We start from the raw sequence: 15,081 nt of genomic DNA on the forward strand, positions 1-15,081 counted from the left end.
ATGGGATTAAAAGATAAATTACATAAACTAAAACTTAAATATAAAGACAAAAAGATGGCTCCTGCATTTAATGCAATCCATACGTTTTTATATTTACCTAATGAGACCACGCATTCTGGTGCTCATGTTCGTGGTGCAGATGATTTGAAACGTACCATGAATACCGTTATCATGGCTTTAGTACCATGTTTGATATTCGGAATGTTTAATGCTGGATACCAGCATCACTTAGCTGCAGGAGAAATAGAAGCCGTAACTAATGGTTTTTTTAGTTCAGAGTTTTGGTCTTTTGATAATCTTACTGTAGGATTATGGAAAGTACTACCATTAGTAATTGTTTCCTATGTAGTAGGGCTTGCGGTAGAAATTTTGTTTGCAGTTATTAAAAAGCATGAAGTAGAAGAAGGATACCTTGTAACGGGAATGCTAGTTCCTTTAGTTGTACCAGTAGATACTCCATTATGGATGTTAGCCGTTGCAGTTATTTTTGGAGTTGTGATTGGTAAAGAAGTATTTGGAGGAACAGGAATGAATATTCTAAACCCTGCCCTTACTATCAGAGCATTTTTATTCTTTGCATATCCAACCTGGATGTCTGGAGATAAAGTATGGGTACACGGTGCGGTAGAAAGATCAAATGAAATAGCAGGAGGAGCACAATTGGATGCTATATCAGGAGAAACAGTTTTAGGTAGTTTGGCACAAGGTAAAGAACTTGCGTATTCAGTTTCAGATATGTTTTTAGGATTTATACCAGGTTCTGTAGGAGAAACTTCTGCAATATTAATCTTGTTAGCTGGGTTATTCTTGGTTTTTACAAAAATTGGAAGTTGGAGAATTATGCTAAGTGCTACGTTAGGTGCTTTAGTAATGGGATTGATCTTTAATGGAGTTGTAAGTGCAGAATGGATTAATGAAGGAAGTAAGTTTTATAGCCTTATGAGTACAGAATTCTGGCACCATTTAATTATTGGAGGATTTGCTTTCGGAGTTGTTTTTATGGCAACTGATCCGGTAACAGCGTCGCAAACCAATAAAGGAAAGTGGATCTATGGATTCCTTATCGGATTTATCTCAATACTTATTCGAGTGTTTAATCCGGCATACCCAGAAGGAGTAATGTTAGCTATTCTATTAATGAATGTATTTGCTCCAACGATTGATCACTATGTGGTTCAAGGAAATATCAAGAAAAGAATGAAACGTTTAAAACTAAAAACGGCTTAATCATGGCGATGAATACAGATAAAAATTCATACACAATCATATTTGCCATTGCAATGGTAGTTGTGGTTGGTTCTTTATTAGCATTTACTGCATCTTCATTGAAAGGTAGAATAGACGCTAATAAACGTACAGAAAAACAGCAGAATATTCTATTTGCTATGGGTGTTGCAGATACCGAAGACCCTAATGAGTTTGTACCCGCAGAGAAAGCTCAAGAGTTATTTGATAAGTATGTAGGTAATGAACAATATATTATTACCGGTAGTACAGCTCAAAAAACAGATAATGCATTTGATATTGAAGTAAAAAAGGAAAATGATAAGGTAAAGCAAGATCCTAATTACGAAAGAAAAATGCCTCTTTTTATTGGTAAAAAAGATGATCAGGAATATTATGTTGTTCCTATGAGAGGTAATGGACTTTGGGATGCAATCTGGGGTTATGTTTCTTTGGATAAAGAATTCAAAACGGTTAAAGGAGCATTTTTTGACCACAAAGGAGAAACACCAGGATTAGGAGCTAATATAAAGGAAGCTTATTTTAGAGATGATTTTATAGGAGAAAGCATATTAGATGCTTCTGGAAACTATAAAGGAATCACTGTGAAAAAAGGAAATTCTGATCCTAAAAATGAAGATAAAAGTGATAATGAAGTAGATGCTATGGCCGGAGCAACAATAACAGGTGATGGTGTTACAGCAATGGTGAAGAAAGGAATAAAGATGTATCAACCTTATTTCGAAACTTTAAAAAAATAACAAATGGCTGAAGTAACAGAAGAAAAAGTTAAAGTAAAAGAGCCTAAAGAGCCTTTGTTTTCGAAGAAAAACAAGAAATTATTAACAGACCCTCTTGCCGATAATAACCCAATTACTATTCAAGTATTAGGAATATGTTCAGCTTTGGCGATTACTGCACAATTGAAACCTTCGATTGTAATGGCAATTTCGGTAATCTTTGTATTAGGAATAGGTAATGTGGTTATTTCTTTGATGAGAAATATTATCCCTTCAAAAATTAGAATTATTGTTCAATTGGTTGTAGTAGCAGCTTTGGTAATCATAGTAGATCAAGTGCTTAAAGCATTTGCCTATACATTAAGTAAAGAGCTTTCTGTATTTATTGGATTGATTATTACCAACTGTATTATCATGGGACGTTTTGAAGCTTTTGCTTTGGGTAACGGACCTTGGAAATCTTTTCTAGACGGAATAGGAAATGCAGCTGGATACGGAGTTTTACTTGTGATTGTAGCGTTCTTTAGAGAGCTTTTGGGATCAGGAACATTATTTGGAGCTAAAGTATTGGGAGACCCTATAGAAAAAACAGGTTTATATGCTTTGGGATATGAAAATAATGGATTTATGGTATTGGCGCCAATGGCATTGATTACCGTAGGAATCATTATCTGGATTCAAAGAAGTAGAAATAAAGCATTAATAGAAGATCATTAAAATATAGAGACATGGAGTATTTAGAATTATTTTTAAAATCGATCTTTATAGATAATATGGTGTTCGCATTCTTCTTAGGAATGTGTTCATACCTTGCGGTATCCAAAAAGGTCTCTACTGCGGTAGGATTAGGAGCTGCAGTAATATTCGTATTAGCAATTACAGTACCGCTAAACTTTTTGTTAGATAAGTACATTCTTAGAGAAGGTGCTTTGGTATGGTTAGGACCAGAATATGCAGATTATGACTTAAGTTTCTTAACTTTTATATTGTTTATCGCAACTATTGCAACGATGGTACAATTGGTAGAGATAGTAGTAGAGAAATTTTCACCATCATTATATAATTCTCTGGGTATATTTTTACCATTGATTGCTGTTAACTGTGCAATCTTAGGTGGATCTTTGTTTATGCAACAAAAAGAATTTGCAACTATTTCCCACGCAGCAGTGTATGGTATAGGATCAGGAATAGGATGGTTTTTAGCTATTCTAGCCATTGCAGCGATCCGTGAAAAAATCAGATACTCTAATGTGCCTGCTCCTTTACGAGGATTAGGAATTACATTTATCCTAACAGGATTAATGGCAATTGGCTTTATGAGTTTTGGAGGAATGTTAACAGGAGGTGATGAAGAAGAAAAGAAAGAGCCTAAAGCTGTTCAGGTTGAAAAAAAAGAGACTACAAAAGAAGTAGCCGAAAATACTAACGTTACAATACTTAAATAATATGATATTTTTAGCATCTACCGGTGGAACAATAGCGATAACCATTATTTCGTTTTTGGTGCTGATTCTTGTTTTGGTAGGAATTTTATTATTTGCAAAAGATAAGTTACTACCATCTGGACCTGTAAAGATTACCATTAATGGTGAAAAAGAAATTGAAGTAGCTTCGGGAGGTACATTGCTATCAACTTTAGGAGCTCAAAAAATATTTTTGCCATCTGCATGTGGTGGTGGTGGAACCTGTATCCAGTGCGAATGTCACGTACTAGAAGGTGGAGGAGAAGCATTACCAACAGAAACGCCACATTTTTCTCGTAAAGAGTTACAACATGGAGCACGTTTAGCTTGCCAGGTAAAGGTAAAGCAAGATATGAATATCGAAATTCCTGAAGAAGTATTCGGAATTAAGAAATGGGAAGCTGAGGTTGTACGTAATTACAACGTAGCATCTTTTATTAAAGAATTTGTAGTTCGTATTCCTGAGGATATGGGATATAAAGCAGGAGGATATATCCAGATTGAAATTCCAGAATGTGAAATTAAATATTCAGATATTGATATCACTGCTCACCCAGAAGAACATGAAACTCCAGATAAGTTTCAGGCAGAATGGGATAAATTTGGTCTATGGCCATTAGTAATGAAGAATGATGAAACTGTAGAGCGTGCTTATTCTATGGCCTCTTATCCTGCAGAAGGAAGAGAGATAATGCTAAATGTACGTATTGCTACGCCACCATGGGATCGATCTAAAAATGGATGGATGGATGTAAACCCAGGAGTTGCTTCATCTTATATTTTTGCTCAAAAACCAGGAGATAAAGTAGTTATTTCTGGTCCTTACGGAGAATTCTTTATCAATGAATCAGAGTCAGAGATGCTTTACGTTGGTGGAGGAGCAGGTATGGCGCCAATGCGTTCTCACTTGTATCACCTATTCAAAACCTTAAAAACAGGTCGTAAAGTAACCTATTGGTATGGTGGTCGTTCTAAACGCGAATTGTTCTACTTAGATCATTTCTATGATTTAGAAAAGAACTTCCCTAACTTTAAATTTTACCTTGCATTATCAGAACCAATGGAAGAAGATAACTGGAAAGTTAAAAGCGATATTGATGCAGAAGGAGATGGATTTGTTGGATTTATACATAATTGTGTAATCGATAACTACCTAAATCATCATGAGTCTCCAGAAGATATAGAGCTATACTTCTGTGGACCACCATTAATGAACAAAGCTGTTCAAAAAATGGGAGAAGATTTTGGTATCCCAGATGAACATATTAGATTCGATGATTTCGGAGGATAAAATCTAGCATTTACTACTATTTTCCGATAATCAGGAAAAATAGTTAGATAATTCACTATAAACCGGTATAAGCAATTATATCGGTTTTTTTATTTTTGGATATAAATGAGGGTTTATGAAGAAATATATAGTATCTCTGGTTATAGTCATTGTTTTGATAGTAGTGTTTAAGAATACTTCTAAAGGCAAAATGGTTAGCAATCATGTAAAAGGTATCATTACAGATGTAGTTACAAAGCCAAATTATATTAATAGTAAAGGAGATTCTATCTCAACTCGGGTTATGATTCCAGAGGGGTATGAAAGGGTTAAATATAAGCAGGGCTCTTTTCAGATATACTTGCGTCACTATCCGTTAAAATCCTATGGAAGCAAGATTATAAATTATGATGACAGCGAATATTTTGCACAGCATTGGCACGATGCCATTCTAGAAGTCCCAGTTCCATCAAATGGATTACAACAATGTGCAGATGCATTGATGAGAATTCGATCAGAGTATTTGTGGGAGCAAAACAGAAAAGACGAAATTGGATTTAATTTTACCTCAGGTCATTATTGCTCATGGAATAAATATGCACAAGGATATCGACCAAAAATAAACGGCAACAAAGTAACATTTCATAAAACAGCAAGTCCTAATCATTCCAAAACAAACTTCTATACATATTTAAACCTCATCTATACCTATGCAGGAACATTGTCTATGCATAGTGAACTAGATAAAGTATTAGTTAAAGATGTTAGAATTGGGGATATGCTCGTTACACCAGGATCACCAGGTCATATTGAGATTGTTGTAGATGAAATTGTAAACGAAAAAGGAAATAAGATGTATCTTCTGGCTCAAGGAAATACACCAGCTCAGAACGTATGTTTACTTAAAAATTTTGAAGATACAGCGATCTCCCCATGGTATAGGTTTGACGAAAATCAACCTGTATACACACCTAGTTATTATTTTGATGAAGCGCAATTTATTAGGTTTAAGTAAATATTTCAATAGTAAATATATTTGATGTTGAAGTAGTGTTAGACCTTACAGGCAATGTCGTTTAGTTAAGCTTGTAGTTGTCAGTCTGAGCCTGTCGAAGACATTTGAAAAAACAGATTTGAAAGCACTTCGACAAGCTCAGTGTGACAAGAAATTTTAAATCTTATCCTTAACTAAACGACATTGGACCTCACAGGTCTCTAAGACCTGTGAGGCCTTGACGATGCTTAATGATATGAATATTGAAGCAAGAATACATATTTGTTTCCATTTTTTAAATGATTTTTTGTAATCCAAGTTCGTGAGTTGTAATGTTTAAGAAAGTGTCAATTCTAGTGGTTTTTCAGAATGACCTCTCGACTACGCTCGAGGTGACGTGGAGAAAAACTGTATCGAGAATAGCTTTTTTCGTAAGTAATACCAGTAACTGGTATAATCACTATTCCTGATAGCTCTGCTGAGTTTGTCGAAGTACAACCTTCCTTCATTTAATCGAATTGATGAGCTTTTCTTACATCGAATGCAGGTTTGTTATACCCAATTTAGATACACTTATGCTTAAGTTTTTAACGCTTATGACATTACTTTCATCAGGTAGTGTATATCTGATTAACTTTATGGTGGAAATGATAATGAAACGAGATTAGAGAGCCAATTAAAAGCGCATGAAGAAGGGAATAGTAGTTTGAAAATGAATTGTAAAGATTGGTTTTTTGTAATTAGTTGAATAAATTAAAATGTTCATAAATTAGTTTTTATAGGAGATATGCTGCTTCTGCAAATGGTAAAATGGGGGTTTATTCCGTTATAGCAGGAGCAGCCATATTTAAAAAAAAGCATAGACTATTTACTTTAGGCTCTTGATGTGCCTTATTATTATGTACCCGTAATACATAAAAATCATTTAGTTGAATATATCGTTATCCTTTATAAATAATGCCTTGTAGCGTTCGCTAAATGGGATTTTGGCATCGCTCATTAATATAATGAGGTTGTCTTCAAAGTAGATTTCTTTAATTTTTTTAATATTAACCAAAAAATTCCGATGTACTTGTGTGAAATTTGGATTCGATAATAGCTCTTTTACTTTTGTTAAGGATAGTTTAATCAAAAAATTACCGTTTTCACTTATCAGATTGCAATATTTTTCTTTTACCTCAATATAATCAATACATTCTATGGCTAATTTCATGACACTTTTATTCTTTTTTACAAAAATATAAGTAGGACTCAATACTGCATTTTCTGGGTTGAAGCTTAGAGTGTTAGATTGCTTATAGTGCTTTTCGATAGCTAATTCTATAGAAAATAAAAGTTCTAATGTATTATAGGGTTTAAGCAAATAAGTAGCAGGTTGTGTGAGTTTGGCCAGATCAAAAAAATGTTTACTCTGCGTACTGGTCAAAAATAAAAAAGGGACGTTAATCTGTTGTTCATTAATCTGTTGTGCCAAAATAATACCATCGGGTTTTCCATCTATCATAATATCCAAAATAATCATGTCAAAAAACAGATCCTGTATTTTTCTTTCAGCGTCTTGCATCGTTGAAGCTCTCGTAACTTCAAAATTATTATTGCCTAAAAATTCTGAAATTTCTTTAGCTTCTTCATCTTCATCTTCTAATAATAATAGTTGTAATGTTTTCAAACGTCTAAATTTTAGTAATTACTTAATGCTCGTTTCATCTATATACATTTCATAAACCATTAGTATTAGTAATGGTATCCATTATAGACTTTCATAGCTAATCAATTCCTTTTGGTAATACAATTTTGATCCTTGTACCTTCGCCAGGCTCACTGTCAAAAATTAATTGTCCATTATTTTTTTTAACGAGTGTATGACATAATAGTAATCCAAGACCTACTCCCTTAGACCGATCAATTTTATCGGTGGTAATGCCGTGTAATGAATTGATCTTCGCTAAAATTTCAGGGGGAATACCTGCACCTGTGTCTCTAATCTCAATAAAACATTCGTTTGCAGTGTGATTACCAGATGTTATTGTGATTTCCCCTTCATTTTTGGTGTATTTAATAGCATTATCAAGAATATTACGAAGGATAATTTTTAAGGATTCCTTGTCGACTGTAACCAAAATAGAGGCATCTAATGAGGTTTGGAGTGTAATTTCCTTGGTTGTTGCCAAATATTCATAATCATCTATAACATGTTCAAGAATAGGTTTTAAAGGATATGTTTCCTGCTCAAAAAATAATTGCTCACTTTGCTCTAGCGACCAGTGCAATACATTGTTTAATAAATGACTGGTGGATTCTGTTAAAGTAATTGCAGTATCCGTAGTTTTTTGAATTCCCAACAAATCTTTTTCAGCTATGTGACCCAACAATTTTTCATGCTGTCGTTTCAATGCGTTGATAGGAGATCGTAAATCATGTGAGACTACAGAGAATAGATAATCTTTGGTTGTGTTTGCGATATCTAATTGCTCTTTCTGTTCTGTAATCAATTTCTTTTTACCAATTAACAATTTATAAAAATATCCCAGAACACCAATAAACAAGAGTAAAAGCGAGCTACCTATAATCAGACCGTTACGTTGCGTTTTTTGTCTTTTTATTTTTTCGTCCTGTAACCATATTTCTTGCTCTTTTTGTGCAATGGCAAGTTGTTTATCTTTTTCGGTAAGCTCCCAGATTTTATCCCTGTTCCAAATAGAATCTTTCCATTTCCCGTATTCTATATAATAAGCAACACTTTCTTGATATCGTTTTCTGTTTTTTTCTACTACCGCCATATTTTTGGCTGTATCCTGTTTTAGTTTGATATCATGAAATAAGGTAGCCAAGCGATAAGCTTCTTCGAATAGTGCGATGGCTTCTTCATCTCTGTATTGACTATAATAGGCATTGGCAAGCTCCATTTTGGTGGCAATTAAAAATAGGGTGTCTTTTTCTTTGATTAAAGCTAACTCTTTAGAAAAGTAATTTTCTGTATTTACATAATCTTTTTTATGTAAATACGATATGCCTAGATTATGATACGCAGTTTTTTTTAAAACTTCATCTTTACCCTCCTTATCTTGCTCCAGCCATTTCTTATAATACTCTATAGATTGATCATAATTTTCTAAAACCAAATATATTTCACCAAGTTTATGATCTTTCAATTCTGAAAATTTAAAATGTTCAGAAATGCTGTTCATGTTCTGGAGTGCTTTGGTATACAGGTTTTTGTTAATTGCACTTACGCCCTGAATATAATTCAGGATGTCTCGTTGCTCTTGACTTATTGCAATCTCTAAAGCTCTGCTCGCATAGATATAACAAGAATCCCGTTTGTGACTACGATAAAACTCTACAGCGCTGCAAAAATCAGTAACCGAAGTCTTTTCATTACAGTGATTCTCTAAATGATCATAAAATAAGCCGAGTTGGCCGGTTTTTTGAGATTGATTATACGCAAAATTAGAAGCAAAGAATATACACAATATAACGCTCCATCGATACATTTTAATCCTGACTTTTTATAGGAGAAGTTACTGTACCTCTATCCGTTTCGGGATCTAGATTTTTATCATGTACTATAATAGCTTCTACACTCTGTGTTCTCAGCGATGTGATTTTATAATCTATCTGAATATGGTACATATTAAATTCTGAGGGGATAGGATCAGTAGAATCATATACAATATTAAAATCCCTGGAAACAACGATGTCATTTTCAGTTTGTATACTGGTCTTTACATCTGTAACACCATTATAATTAAAAAATATGGTTTTTTCTTCATTTAAAAAGATACCACTACTGGTGTTTTTTAAAGGATCTAGTTTAAGTGGTAAAAATGAAATAATATTAACAATATAATGCCTTTCTCCTTTGGGATTAGCATATATATTAGCTAAAGATTGTTGTGGGATTTCTGCCAAAGGAATAGGTTGGGTATTTATTTTGTTACAAAAATTAATCACAAAATCTAATCCGGCCAAAGTAATTTTATTATCCATAGGGTATGCTTATAAAGTTATTATATTAAAAAGGGTTAAGGGTTTTTAATAAACCAAAAAAGATAATTTAACAGTCATGAAAAAGCGTATTAAATTATCACATTAAACATACAATAATTTCTCTGAATGCATAAAATAATGACTGTATTTTATAATATTATTTACAATATATGCAGCAGGTAAATGATATGAATATGTCTGTTCGAGTGATTTTCCGTAATGATAATGGGGGGAATAGTACTTCGGCAGGCTCAGCAGAACTATCGAGAACCGGTTTTAAAAGTGAAAAATGTTAAATGTAAAACCGCAAAATGTAAAACCGCAAAATGTAAAATATTAAAGTGAAAAAATATGAAGCCGGAATGAATGTAGAATATCGAGTAATTAATACAAAATGTAGAAGTGTTTTTGTTTCTTTTTTATGGTTGGGGTGAGCAAAGAAAGATCAACAGGAGGGGTTGAATTAAGGCTACAAATTTACTCGTTGTATAATTCTTAATTATGTTTCCAAAATAATATCTTTGCCACCCTATGACCAGAATACTTACCAGACAAGAATTACATAACCTTGCAATGAATATTGTAGGTGAAGAATTAGAAAAAAAAAGTTTCGAATTTATTGCAATTAATAGCACTCTGGGAAAACATCCGCAGTTTGTGTGTGTTGATGCATCTAATCAAAGATATTTCGTGCTTGTTAAAGTAGTTTCGTATCCAGATAACCCTCATAATTATGATGTCATCTGGATGGAGTCGTTTAAAAAACATGCTATAGAACAAGAAGCAAAAGTATTCTATGCCGGTGTTGGTTTACAAAATTCTGAAAACCCAAATAAACCGGTGTTTTTAAACGAAGAATATGTTTTAGAATATGCAGGATTACAAACAATAGAAACTCATTTGAACTAAAATTATGATTCGAAAAATAGGTATAGTTATATTAATAGGATTGTTTGTCTCATGTAAAAAGGAGGCTAAATTACACCTTAACTACACTAATGGAAAAGCTTTTGGGACTACTTTTTCTGCTCAGTTTATTGATGATAAAGAGTATGATTTTTCAACATCATATGACAGTTTGATTGCTGTTATTAATAGATCAATGTCTACTTATATCAAGGATTCTGATATCTCCAGAATTAACTCTGGTGATACTACAGTAACGATAGATGAGCATTTTGTAAACGTATTTACCACTTCTAAGAAAATATATGAAGAAACCAATGGTGCTTTTGATCCTACTATTGGGATTTTGGTAAATGCATGGGATTTTGGGCCAGAAGGAAAAATCACCTCTTTAGATAGTCTTAAAATAGATAGTTTATTGCTATCAGTTGGTTTACATAAAGTAACATTGAAAGGAGATAGAATTGTAAAAAAAGATCCTAAAACATATATCGATTTTAATGCATTGGCAAAAGGATATGGAGTAGATGTTTTTGCTGAATTTTTTGAAAGCAAAGGATTCAAAAATTACCTGGTTGAAATAGGAGGAGAGATTAGAGGTAAAGGAAGTAATGTAATTAAACAGAAACCTTGGAGGATAGGAGTAGAAGATCCTAATTTTGATGATACACAATCCTATAGCAAGATAATTTCATTACATGATGAAGCGATGGCTACTTCTGGCGGGTATAGAAAATATAAAATTGATGAAAACGGAGAGCGATATATTCATATTTTGAATGCCAAAACAGGATATCCCCTAAAATCAAACCTTCTGGCAGTTTCTATCATTACCAATACCTGTATGGAAGCAGATGCATATGCAACTGCATTAATGTCGATGGGATTAGAAGACTCAAAAAAATTCTTAGAAACACATCAAGAACTCAAAGCATACTTTATTTATGAAGATCAGAATAAGGAATTAAAAACATTATCTGTAAATGGTTTTCCTGAAAAGTAAAAATTAAGACTTATAACAAACAGGAAGGATCTCACCAGGAGCAAGACAGTACTTAGTGACTGACTCTTTTGATAAAATATTGGTGTAGTCTACTTCATCGACTTTAAAACCAATAGATCTTAATTTTTCGAAATAATCCCGACCATAGACCCTTACATGATCATATTGACCAAATATTCTGGCTCGTTCTTGTGGATCGGTGATGCTATTGTCTTCAAAGGTTACATCTCTATTTAGATCCTGAGGGATTTGCAGAATTGCCATTCCACCCGGTTTTAACACCCTGAAAATTTCTTGCATAGCCGTTGTGTCATCTGGGATGTGTTCTAAAACATGATTACAAAAGATAACGTCATATTCGCTATCGGTAAAAGGTAAATTGCAGATATCTGCTTTTACATCTGCCAATGGAGAATTAAGATCAGTAGTAGTATAATCAAGGTGTTTTAAATTTCTAAACCTTTTATAAAAGGCCTGTTCAGGAGCAAAATGTAATACTTTGGTGGGCGTCGTAAAAAATTCGGTTTCATGAGTTAGAAATAACCAGAGTAACCGATGACGTTCTAATGATAAAGTTGATGGAGAAAGCACATTATCTCTTTGTTTACCATATCCATAAGGTAAAAAACGAGAAAAGCTTTTACCATCAATTGGGTCAGTATAGGTGTTTCCCCTTAAAAATAATGATAATATCGGGCGTGCTATATAACTCAACCGAATCAATAGCGGTCTGGGGATCGTATTAAGTATAAATTTAAATAGTTTTTTCATTTTGAAAAGCTACACAAAGAAAACTCTTGAGTACTAAAGAACAGATACTATACAGTCAATACTTCTTGTCTAAATGCATCTTCTTCATTAGATTCGATACCTAATGCCTGATAGATATATTTAAAAGTTGAGAGGATTTCTGGTTTTCCATCAATTATCGCTACATCATGTTCAAAATGAGCACTTGGTTTCCCATCAGCCGTAAGAATAGTCCACCCATCTTGTAATTGTTTAATACGGTGAGTTCCCATGTTTGTCATAGGCTCAATTGCAACGACCATACCTTCGATAAATTTTTTCCCTTTTCCACGTCTTCCATAATTAGGCATTTCAGGATCTTCATGCATTTTTCGACCCAAACCATGCCCTACTAATTCTCTAACTACACCATAACCTGCTTCTTCAGTAAATTTTTGGATAGCATACCCAACATCACCTACTCGCTTTCCAACTTTAAGTTCTGCAATCCCAACGTATAAAGATTCTTTAGTAACGCGAAGTAAGCGCTCTACTTCTTCAGATACTTCGCCTACAGGAAATGTATACGCATGATCTCCATAGAAATCATTTTTAATCGCACCACAATCAATAGATATAATATCACCTTCTTCTAAGGGGGTATTATTCGGAATCCCATGAACTACTTGAGCATTAGGACTCATACATAAGGTGTTTGGGAAATCATACAATCCCAAAAATCCGGGAATTGCACCATGATCTCTAATAAACTCTTCTGCAAGTTTATCCAAATGTAGCGTAGTTACCCCAGGTTTAACTTCGGAGGCTAACATCCCTAATGTCTTTGATACGATTAATGCACTTTCGCGCATTAATTCTATTTCTTCACGTGTTTTGGTAATAATCATATGTAAACAATTCCTTGGTAAAAGAAGGCAAATTTACAAAGAATAATGCATGTTCTACCTAACAGTACCTTCTATTTTATGATTTCACTTTTTTACTATAGTGATTAACGTATTTTTAAGTAGTTTTTAATGTAAATGAAGTAGTTAGACCCACACTAAAATTTCGAGGGAGTTTATCGACTCCAAAAATTGCTCTGGTGTGTGTGCCTTTTTCTTCTAGTACTTCAATAAATAAGTCAGAAGCACCATTTACCACAATAGGAGAATCATCCCAATGCATACTTGACTGGAAGTAAGCATCAATATGATTGAGTCCTTCGATAGTATCAAAGCCAATTTTTTCATCAATTTGGGCAAGAACATTAAGAGCACATAATTTCATAGCTTCATACCCTTGATCTGTAGTTATGGTGTCACCCAATCTACCTTGATATAAATACGCTCCATTGCGAATAGGAAATTGAATAGCTATATAGGCTATATTTCCCCTTGTATTTACAGATACGTAAGATCCTCCTGGAGTTGATATTTCTGGTAATTGGAGTCCGAGTGCGTTTAATTTTTCTTTTGGTGTCATCGTATTATTTAATCCTCGTAAGAATGTTTATAGGGTTGTTTAGAAACAATGGCTAACATACCTTTTTCGAGAGTTTCTTTTGCAAACTTTACGCAAGAAAAAGAGAACTGGTAATAGCTAAAAAAAATGTTTTTCTGATTTTGATCCATAATTGTTTCCCCTGCCAATATATACAAAAGCTAATGCCTGATCCAATGATTTGACGCTAGTTTAACAAATAATGAAGTATCGACGCAGCGTTTTTATTTTTTTAAGGTTTAATAGATAGAAAACAAAGATAATATTCACTTAAAAAAAGAAAACCATGAAAAAACTATTGATTTGTGCCCTGATTTTTGGCCTAGTAGTGAGTTGTACTAAAAATGATGTTGATGATAGTGTTTCTGAACAAAATAATAAAGAAACATTTGAATTGAGTAAAACAATGAACTTCGCTATGGATGATTTTGGAAAAATCTCAGAACAAGCTTCTTTAAATCTTAAAAACTCATCCAAAAATAGTAAAGAAACTTGTTTCTCTATTGAATTATTGATTTCTTATCAGGAAAAACCCATTCCAGGTTTTTCAGGATATGATTACTACAGCAAATTGATTTTGAATGATGCAGGAGATCAATGTCAATTTGACGATTGGACAGGTGGCTTAGAATACTATGTAGCCGAAAATTTACTATCTAAATTTAAAGATTCTGCGGTGTTTAAAAATGTACAATATGATCAAGGGTATATTTTTAATGGGTACAGAGTTGCTCAAAAAAATGAAGAACAAAGCACTGATGATATTCCTGTATTTGATGTGAAAATAGATGGGGTTATTTCAGCTCCCGATGGAGAAACGTATCAATATACGACGAATAGAAATTTTTCTTTTGAAAACCGTTTTACAGAGCAGGAGGTTATTACCTTGAAAGAATCCTCTTCATTAGAAAATTTAAAAGAACCTTTCTTTATAAAAACAAAATCTGTTGATGGATCTCCAATAGTATATAAAGCAGCCTGTTTTGAAGGATTAAGCTTTCTTAAATATCCTGTGCAGGGATTACAAGAATATTCTAGTAATTATGGAGTTAATTTTAATATTGATTTTGGTGATGGAACCTGTGATCGTAAGGTTGTACTTACTTCAGTAGAAGGAACGATAACTTTTGATCTATAGAACTTATATCAAATCAAAAAAAAACCGGTCTATAAAACATCTTATAGACCAGTTTTTATATATAAATAATGTATTTATAACCTGTTGTGTATTTAAGCTTTTTTAATTCGAAATTCGTCAA

15 protein-coding genes are annotated in these 15,081 nt (G+C 33.3%); 9 read left to right on the plus strand and 6 right to left on the minus strand.

Annotated features, from left to right (window positions below; genetic code table 11):
• From ATE84_RS08705 to ATE84_RS08730, 6 genes are all read left to right on the plus strand, one after another.
• On the plus strand, positions 1-1,227 hold the full coding sequence (locus ATE84_RS08705; protein ID WP_101447592.1) for an NADH:ubiquinone reductase (Na(+)-transporting) subunit B: 1,227 nt from the start codon (positions 1-3) through the stop codon (positions 1,225-1,227).
• Between the two features lie 2 nt (positions 1,228-1,229).
• The gene (locus ATE84_RS08710; protein WP_101447593.1) at positions 1,230-1,985 is read left to right on the plus strand and encodes a Na(+)-translocating NADH-quinone reductase subunit C; all 756 of its coding nucleotides are present in this window, start codon (positions 1,230-1,232) and stop codon (positions 1,983-1,985) included.
• Positions 1,986-1,988: 3 nt separating this feature from the next.
• Complete coding sequence (locus tag ATE84_RS08715; RefSeq protein WP_101447594.1) at positions 1,989-2,681, plus strand: NADH:ubiquinone reductase (Na(+)-transporting) subunit D; 693 nt, start codon at positions 1,989-1,991, stop codon at positions 2,679-2,681.
• 11 nt (positions 2,682-2,692) lie between these two features.
• Positions 2,693-3,409 (plus strand): NADH:ubiquinone reductase (Na(+)-transporting) subunit E, encoded by a 717-nt coding sequence (gene nqrE, locus ATE84_RS08720; protein ID WP_101447595.1) that lies wholly within the window; start codon positions 2,693-2,695, stop codon positions 3,407-3,409.
• Position 3,410: 1 nt separating this feature from the next.
• The gene (gene nqrF / locus ATE84_RS08725) at positions 3,411-4,718 is read left to right on the plus strand and encodes an NADH:ubiquinone reductase (Na(+)-transporting) subunit F (RefSeq protein ID WP_101447596.1); all 1,308 of its coding nucleotides are present in this window, start codon (positions 3,411-3,413) and stop codon (positions 4,716-4,718) included.
• 115 nt (positions 4,719-4,833) lie between these two features.
• Positions 4,834-5,712: a DUF4846 domain-containing protein gene (locus tag ATE84_RS08730; RefSeq protein WP_101447597.1), complete on the plus strand. Its 879-nt coding sequence runs from the start codon at positions 4,834-4,836 to the stop codon at positions 5,710-5,712.
• 904 nt (positions 5,713-6,616) lie between these two features.
• Here the strand turns inward: ATE84_RS08730 and ATE84_RS08735 are convergent.
• The 3 genes from ATE84_RS08735 to ATE84_RS08745 all read right to left on the minus strand — a co-directional run bounded on the left by ATE84_RS08735 (position 6,617) and on the right by ATE84_RS08745 (position 9,681).
• The gene (locus ATE84_RS08735) at positions 6,617-7,360 is read right to left on the minus strand and encodes a LytTR family DNA-binding domain-containing protein (RefSeq protein WP_101447598.1); all 744 of its coding nucleotides are present in this window, start codon (positions 7,358-7,360) and stop codon (positions 6,617-6,619) included.
• A 97-nt stretch (positions 7,361-7,457) separates the two neighbouring features.
• Entirely contained in the window at positions 7,458-9,185 is a 1,728-nt protein-coding gene (locus tag ATE84_RS08740; protein ID WP_101447599.1) for a tetratricopeptide repeat-containing sensor histidine kinase, read from the minus strand.
• Between the two features lies 1 nt (position 9,186).
• Positions 9,187-9,681 (minus strand): hypothetical protein, encoded by a 495-nt coding sequence (locus ATE84_RS08745; protein ID WP_101447600.1) that lies wholly within the window; start codon positions 9,679-9,681, stop codon positions 9,187-9,189.
• Between the two features lie 531 nt (positions 9,682-10,212).
• Here ATE84_RS08745 and ATE84_RS08750 point away from each other — a divergent pair.
• Complete coding sequence (locus tag ATE84_RS08750) at positions 10,213-10,590, plus strand: Na(+)-translocating NADH-quinone reductase subunit F (protein WP_101447601.1); 378 nt, start codon at positions 10,213-10,215, stop codon at positions 10,588-10,590.
• Between the two features lie 4 nt (positions 10,591-10,594).
• Positions 10,595-11,590 carry an FAD:protein FMN transferase gene (locus tag ATE84_RS08755; protein WP_101447602.1) on the plus strand — a complete coding sequence of 332 codons (996 nt, stop codon included), beginning with the start codon at positions 10,595-10,597 and terminating at the stop codon, positions 11,588-11,590.
• A gap of 3 nt (positions 11,591-11,593) precedes the next feature.
• Here the strand turns inward: ATE84_RS08755 and ATE84_RS08760 are convergent, their stop codons facing one another.
• The 3 genes from ATE84_RS08760 to ATE84_RS08770 all read right to left on the minus strand — a co-directional run bounded on the left by ATE84_RS08760 (position 11,594) and on the right by ATE84_RS08770 (position 13,804).
• Positions 11,594-12,361: a class I SAM-dependent methyltransferase gene (locus ATE84_RS08760; RefSeq protein WP_101447603.1), complete on the minus strand. Its 768-nt coding sequence runs from the start codon at positions 12,359-12,361 to the stop codon at positions 11,594-11,596.
• Positions 12,362-12,408: 47 nt separating this feature from the next.
• A complete protein-coding gene (gene map / locus ATE84_RS08765; protein WP_101447604.1) occupies positions 12,409-13,227 on the minus strand; it encodes a type I methionyl aminopeptidase in 819 nt (272 codons plus the stop codon).
• A gap of 115 nt (positions 13,228-13,342) precedes the next feature.
• A complete protein-coding gene (locus ATE84_RS08770; protein WP_101447605.1) occupies positions 13,343-13,804 on the minus strand; it encodes a RidA family protein in 462 nt (153 codons plus the stop codon).
• A 304-nt stretch (positions 13,805-14,108) separates the two neighbouring features.
• Here ATE84_RS08770 and ATE84_RS08775 point away from each other — a divergent pair, with 304 nt between their 5' ends.
• A complete protein-coding gene (locus ATE84_RS08775; protein WP_101447606.1) occupies positions 14,109-14,960 on the plus strand; it encodes a hypothetical protein in 852 nt (283 codons plus the stop codon).
• The last annotated feature ends 121 nt before the right edge of the window (positions 14,961-15,081 follow it).

The sequence above is a fragment of the Aquimarina sp. MAR_2010_214 genome, assembly GCF_002846555.1.
Taxonomy (GTDB): Bacteria; Bacteroidota; Bacteroidia; order Flavobacteriales; family Flavobacteriaceae; genus Aquimarina.

What these genes read in the sequence shown, in the direction of transcription:
- ATE84_RS08705 (WP_101447592.1), top strand. Translation starts at nt 1, where the DNA reads ATGGGATTAAAAGATAAATTACATAAACTAAAACTTAAATATAAAGAC.
- ATE84_RS08710 (WP_101447593.1), top strand. Translation starts at nt 1,230, where the DNA reads ATGGCGATGAATACAGATAAAAATTCATACACAATCATATTTGCCATT.
- ATE84_RS08715 (WP_101447594.1), top strand. Translation starts at nt 1,989, where the DNA reads ATGGCTGAAGTAACAGAAGAAAAAGTTAAAGTAAAAGAGCCTAAAGAG.
- nqrE (WP_101447595.1), top strand. Translation starts at nt 2,693, where the DNA reads ATGGAGTATTTAGAATTATTTTTAAAATCGATCTTTATAGATAATATG.
- nqrF (WP_101447596.1), top strand. Translation starts at nt 3,411, where the DNA reads ATGATATTTTTAGCATCTACCGGTGGAACAATAGCGATAACCATTATT.
- ATE84_RS08730 (WP_101447597.1), top strand. Translation starts at nt 4,834, where the DNA reads ATGAAGAAATATATAGTATCTCTGGTTATAGTCATTGTTTTGATAGTA.
- ATE84_RS08740 (WP_101447599.1), bottom strand. Translation starts at nt 9,185, where the DNA reads ATGTATCGATGGAGCGTTATATTGTGTATATTCTTTGCTTCTAATTTT.
- ATE84_RS08745 (WP_101447600.1), bottom strand. Translation starts at nt 9,681, where the DNA reads ATGGATAATAAAATTACTTTGGCCGGATTAGATTTTGTGATTAATTTT.
- ATE84_RS08750 (WP_101447601.1), top strand. Translation starts at nt 10,213, where the DNA reads ATGACCAGAATACTTACCAGACAAGAATTACATAACCTTGCAATGAAT.
- ATE84_RS08755 (WP_101447602.1), top strand. Translation starts at nt 10,595, where the DNA reads ATGATTCGAAAAATAGGTATAGTTATATTAATAGGATTGTTTGTCTCA.
- ATE84_RS08760 (WP_101447603.1), bottom strand. Translation starts at nt 12,361, where the DNA reads ATGAAAAAACTATTTAAATTTATACTTAATACGATCCCCAGACCGCTA.
- map (WP_101447604.1), bottom strand. Translation starts at nt 13,227, where the DNA reads ATGATTATTACCAAAACACGTGAAGAAATAGAATTAATGCGCGAAAGT.
- ATE84_RS08770 (WP_101447605.1), bottom strand. Translation starts at nt 13,804, where the DNA reads ATGACACCAAAAGAAAAATTAAACGCACTCGGACTCCAATTACCAGAA.
- ATE84_RS08775 (WP_101447606.1), top strand. Translation starts at nt 14,109, where the DNA reads ATGAAAAAACTATTGATTTGTGCCCTGATTTTTGGCCTAGTAGTGAGT.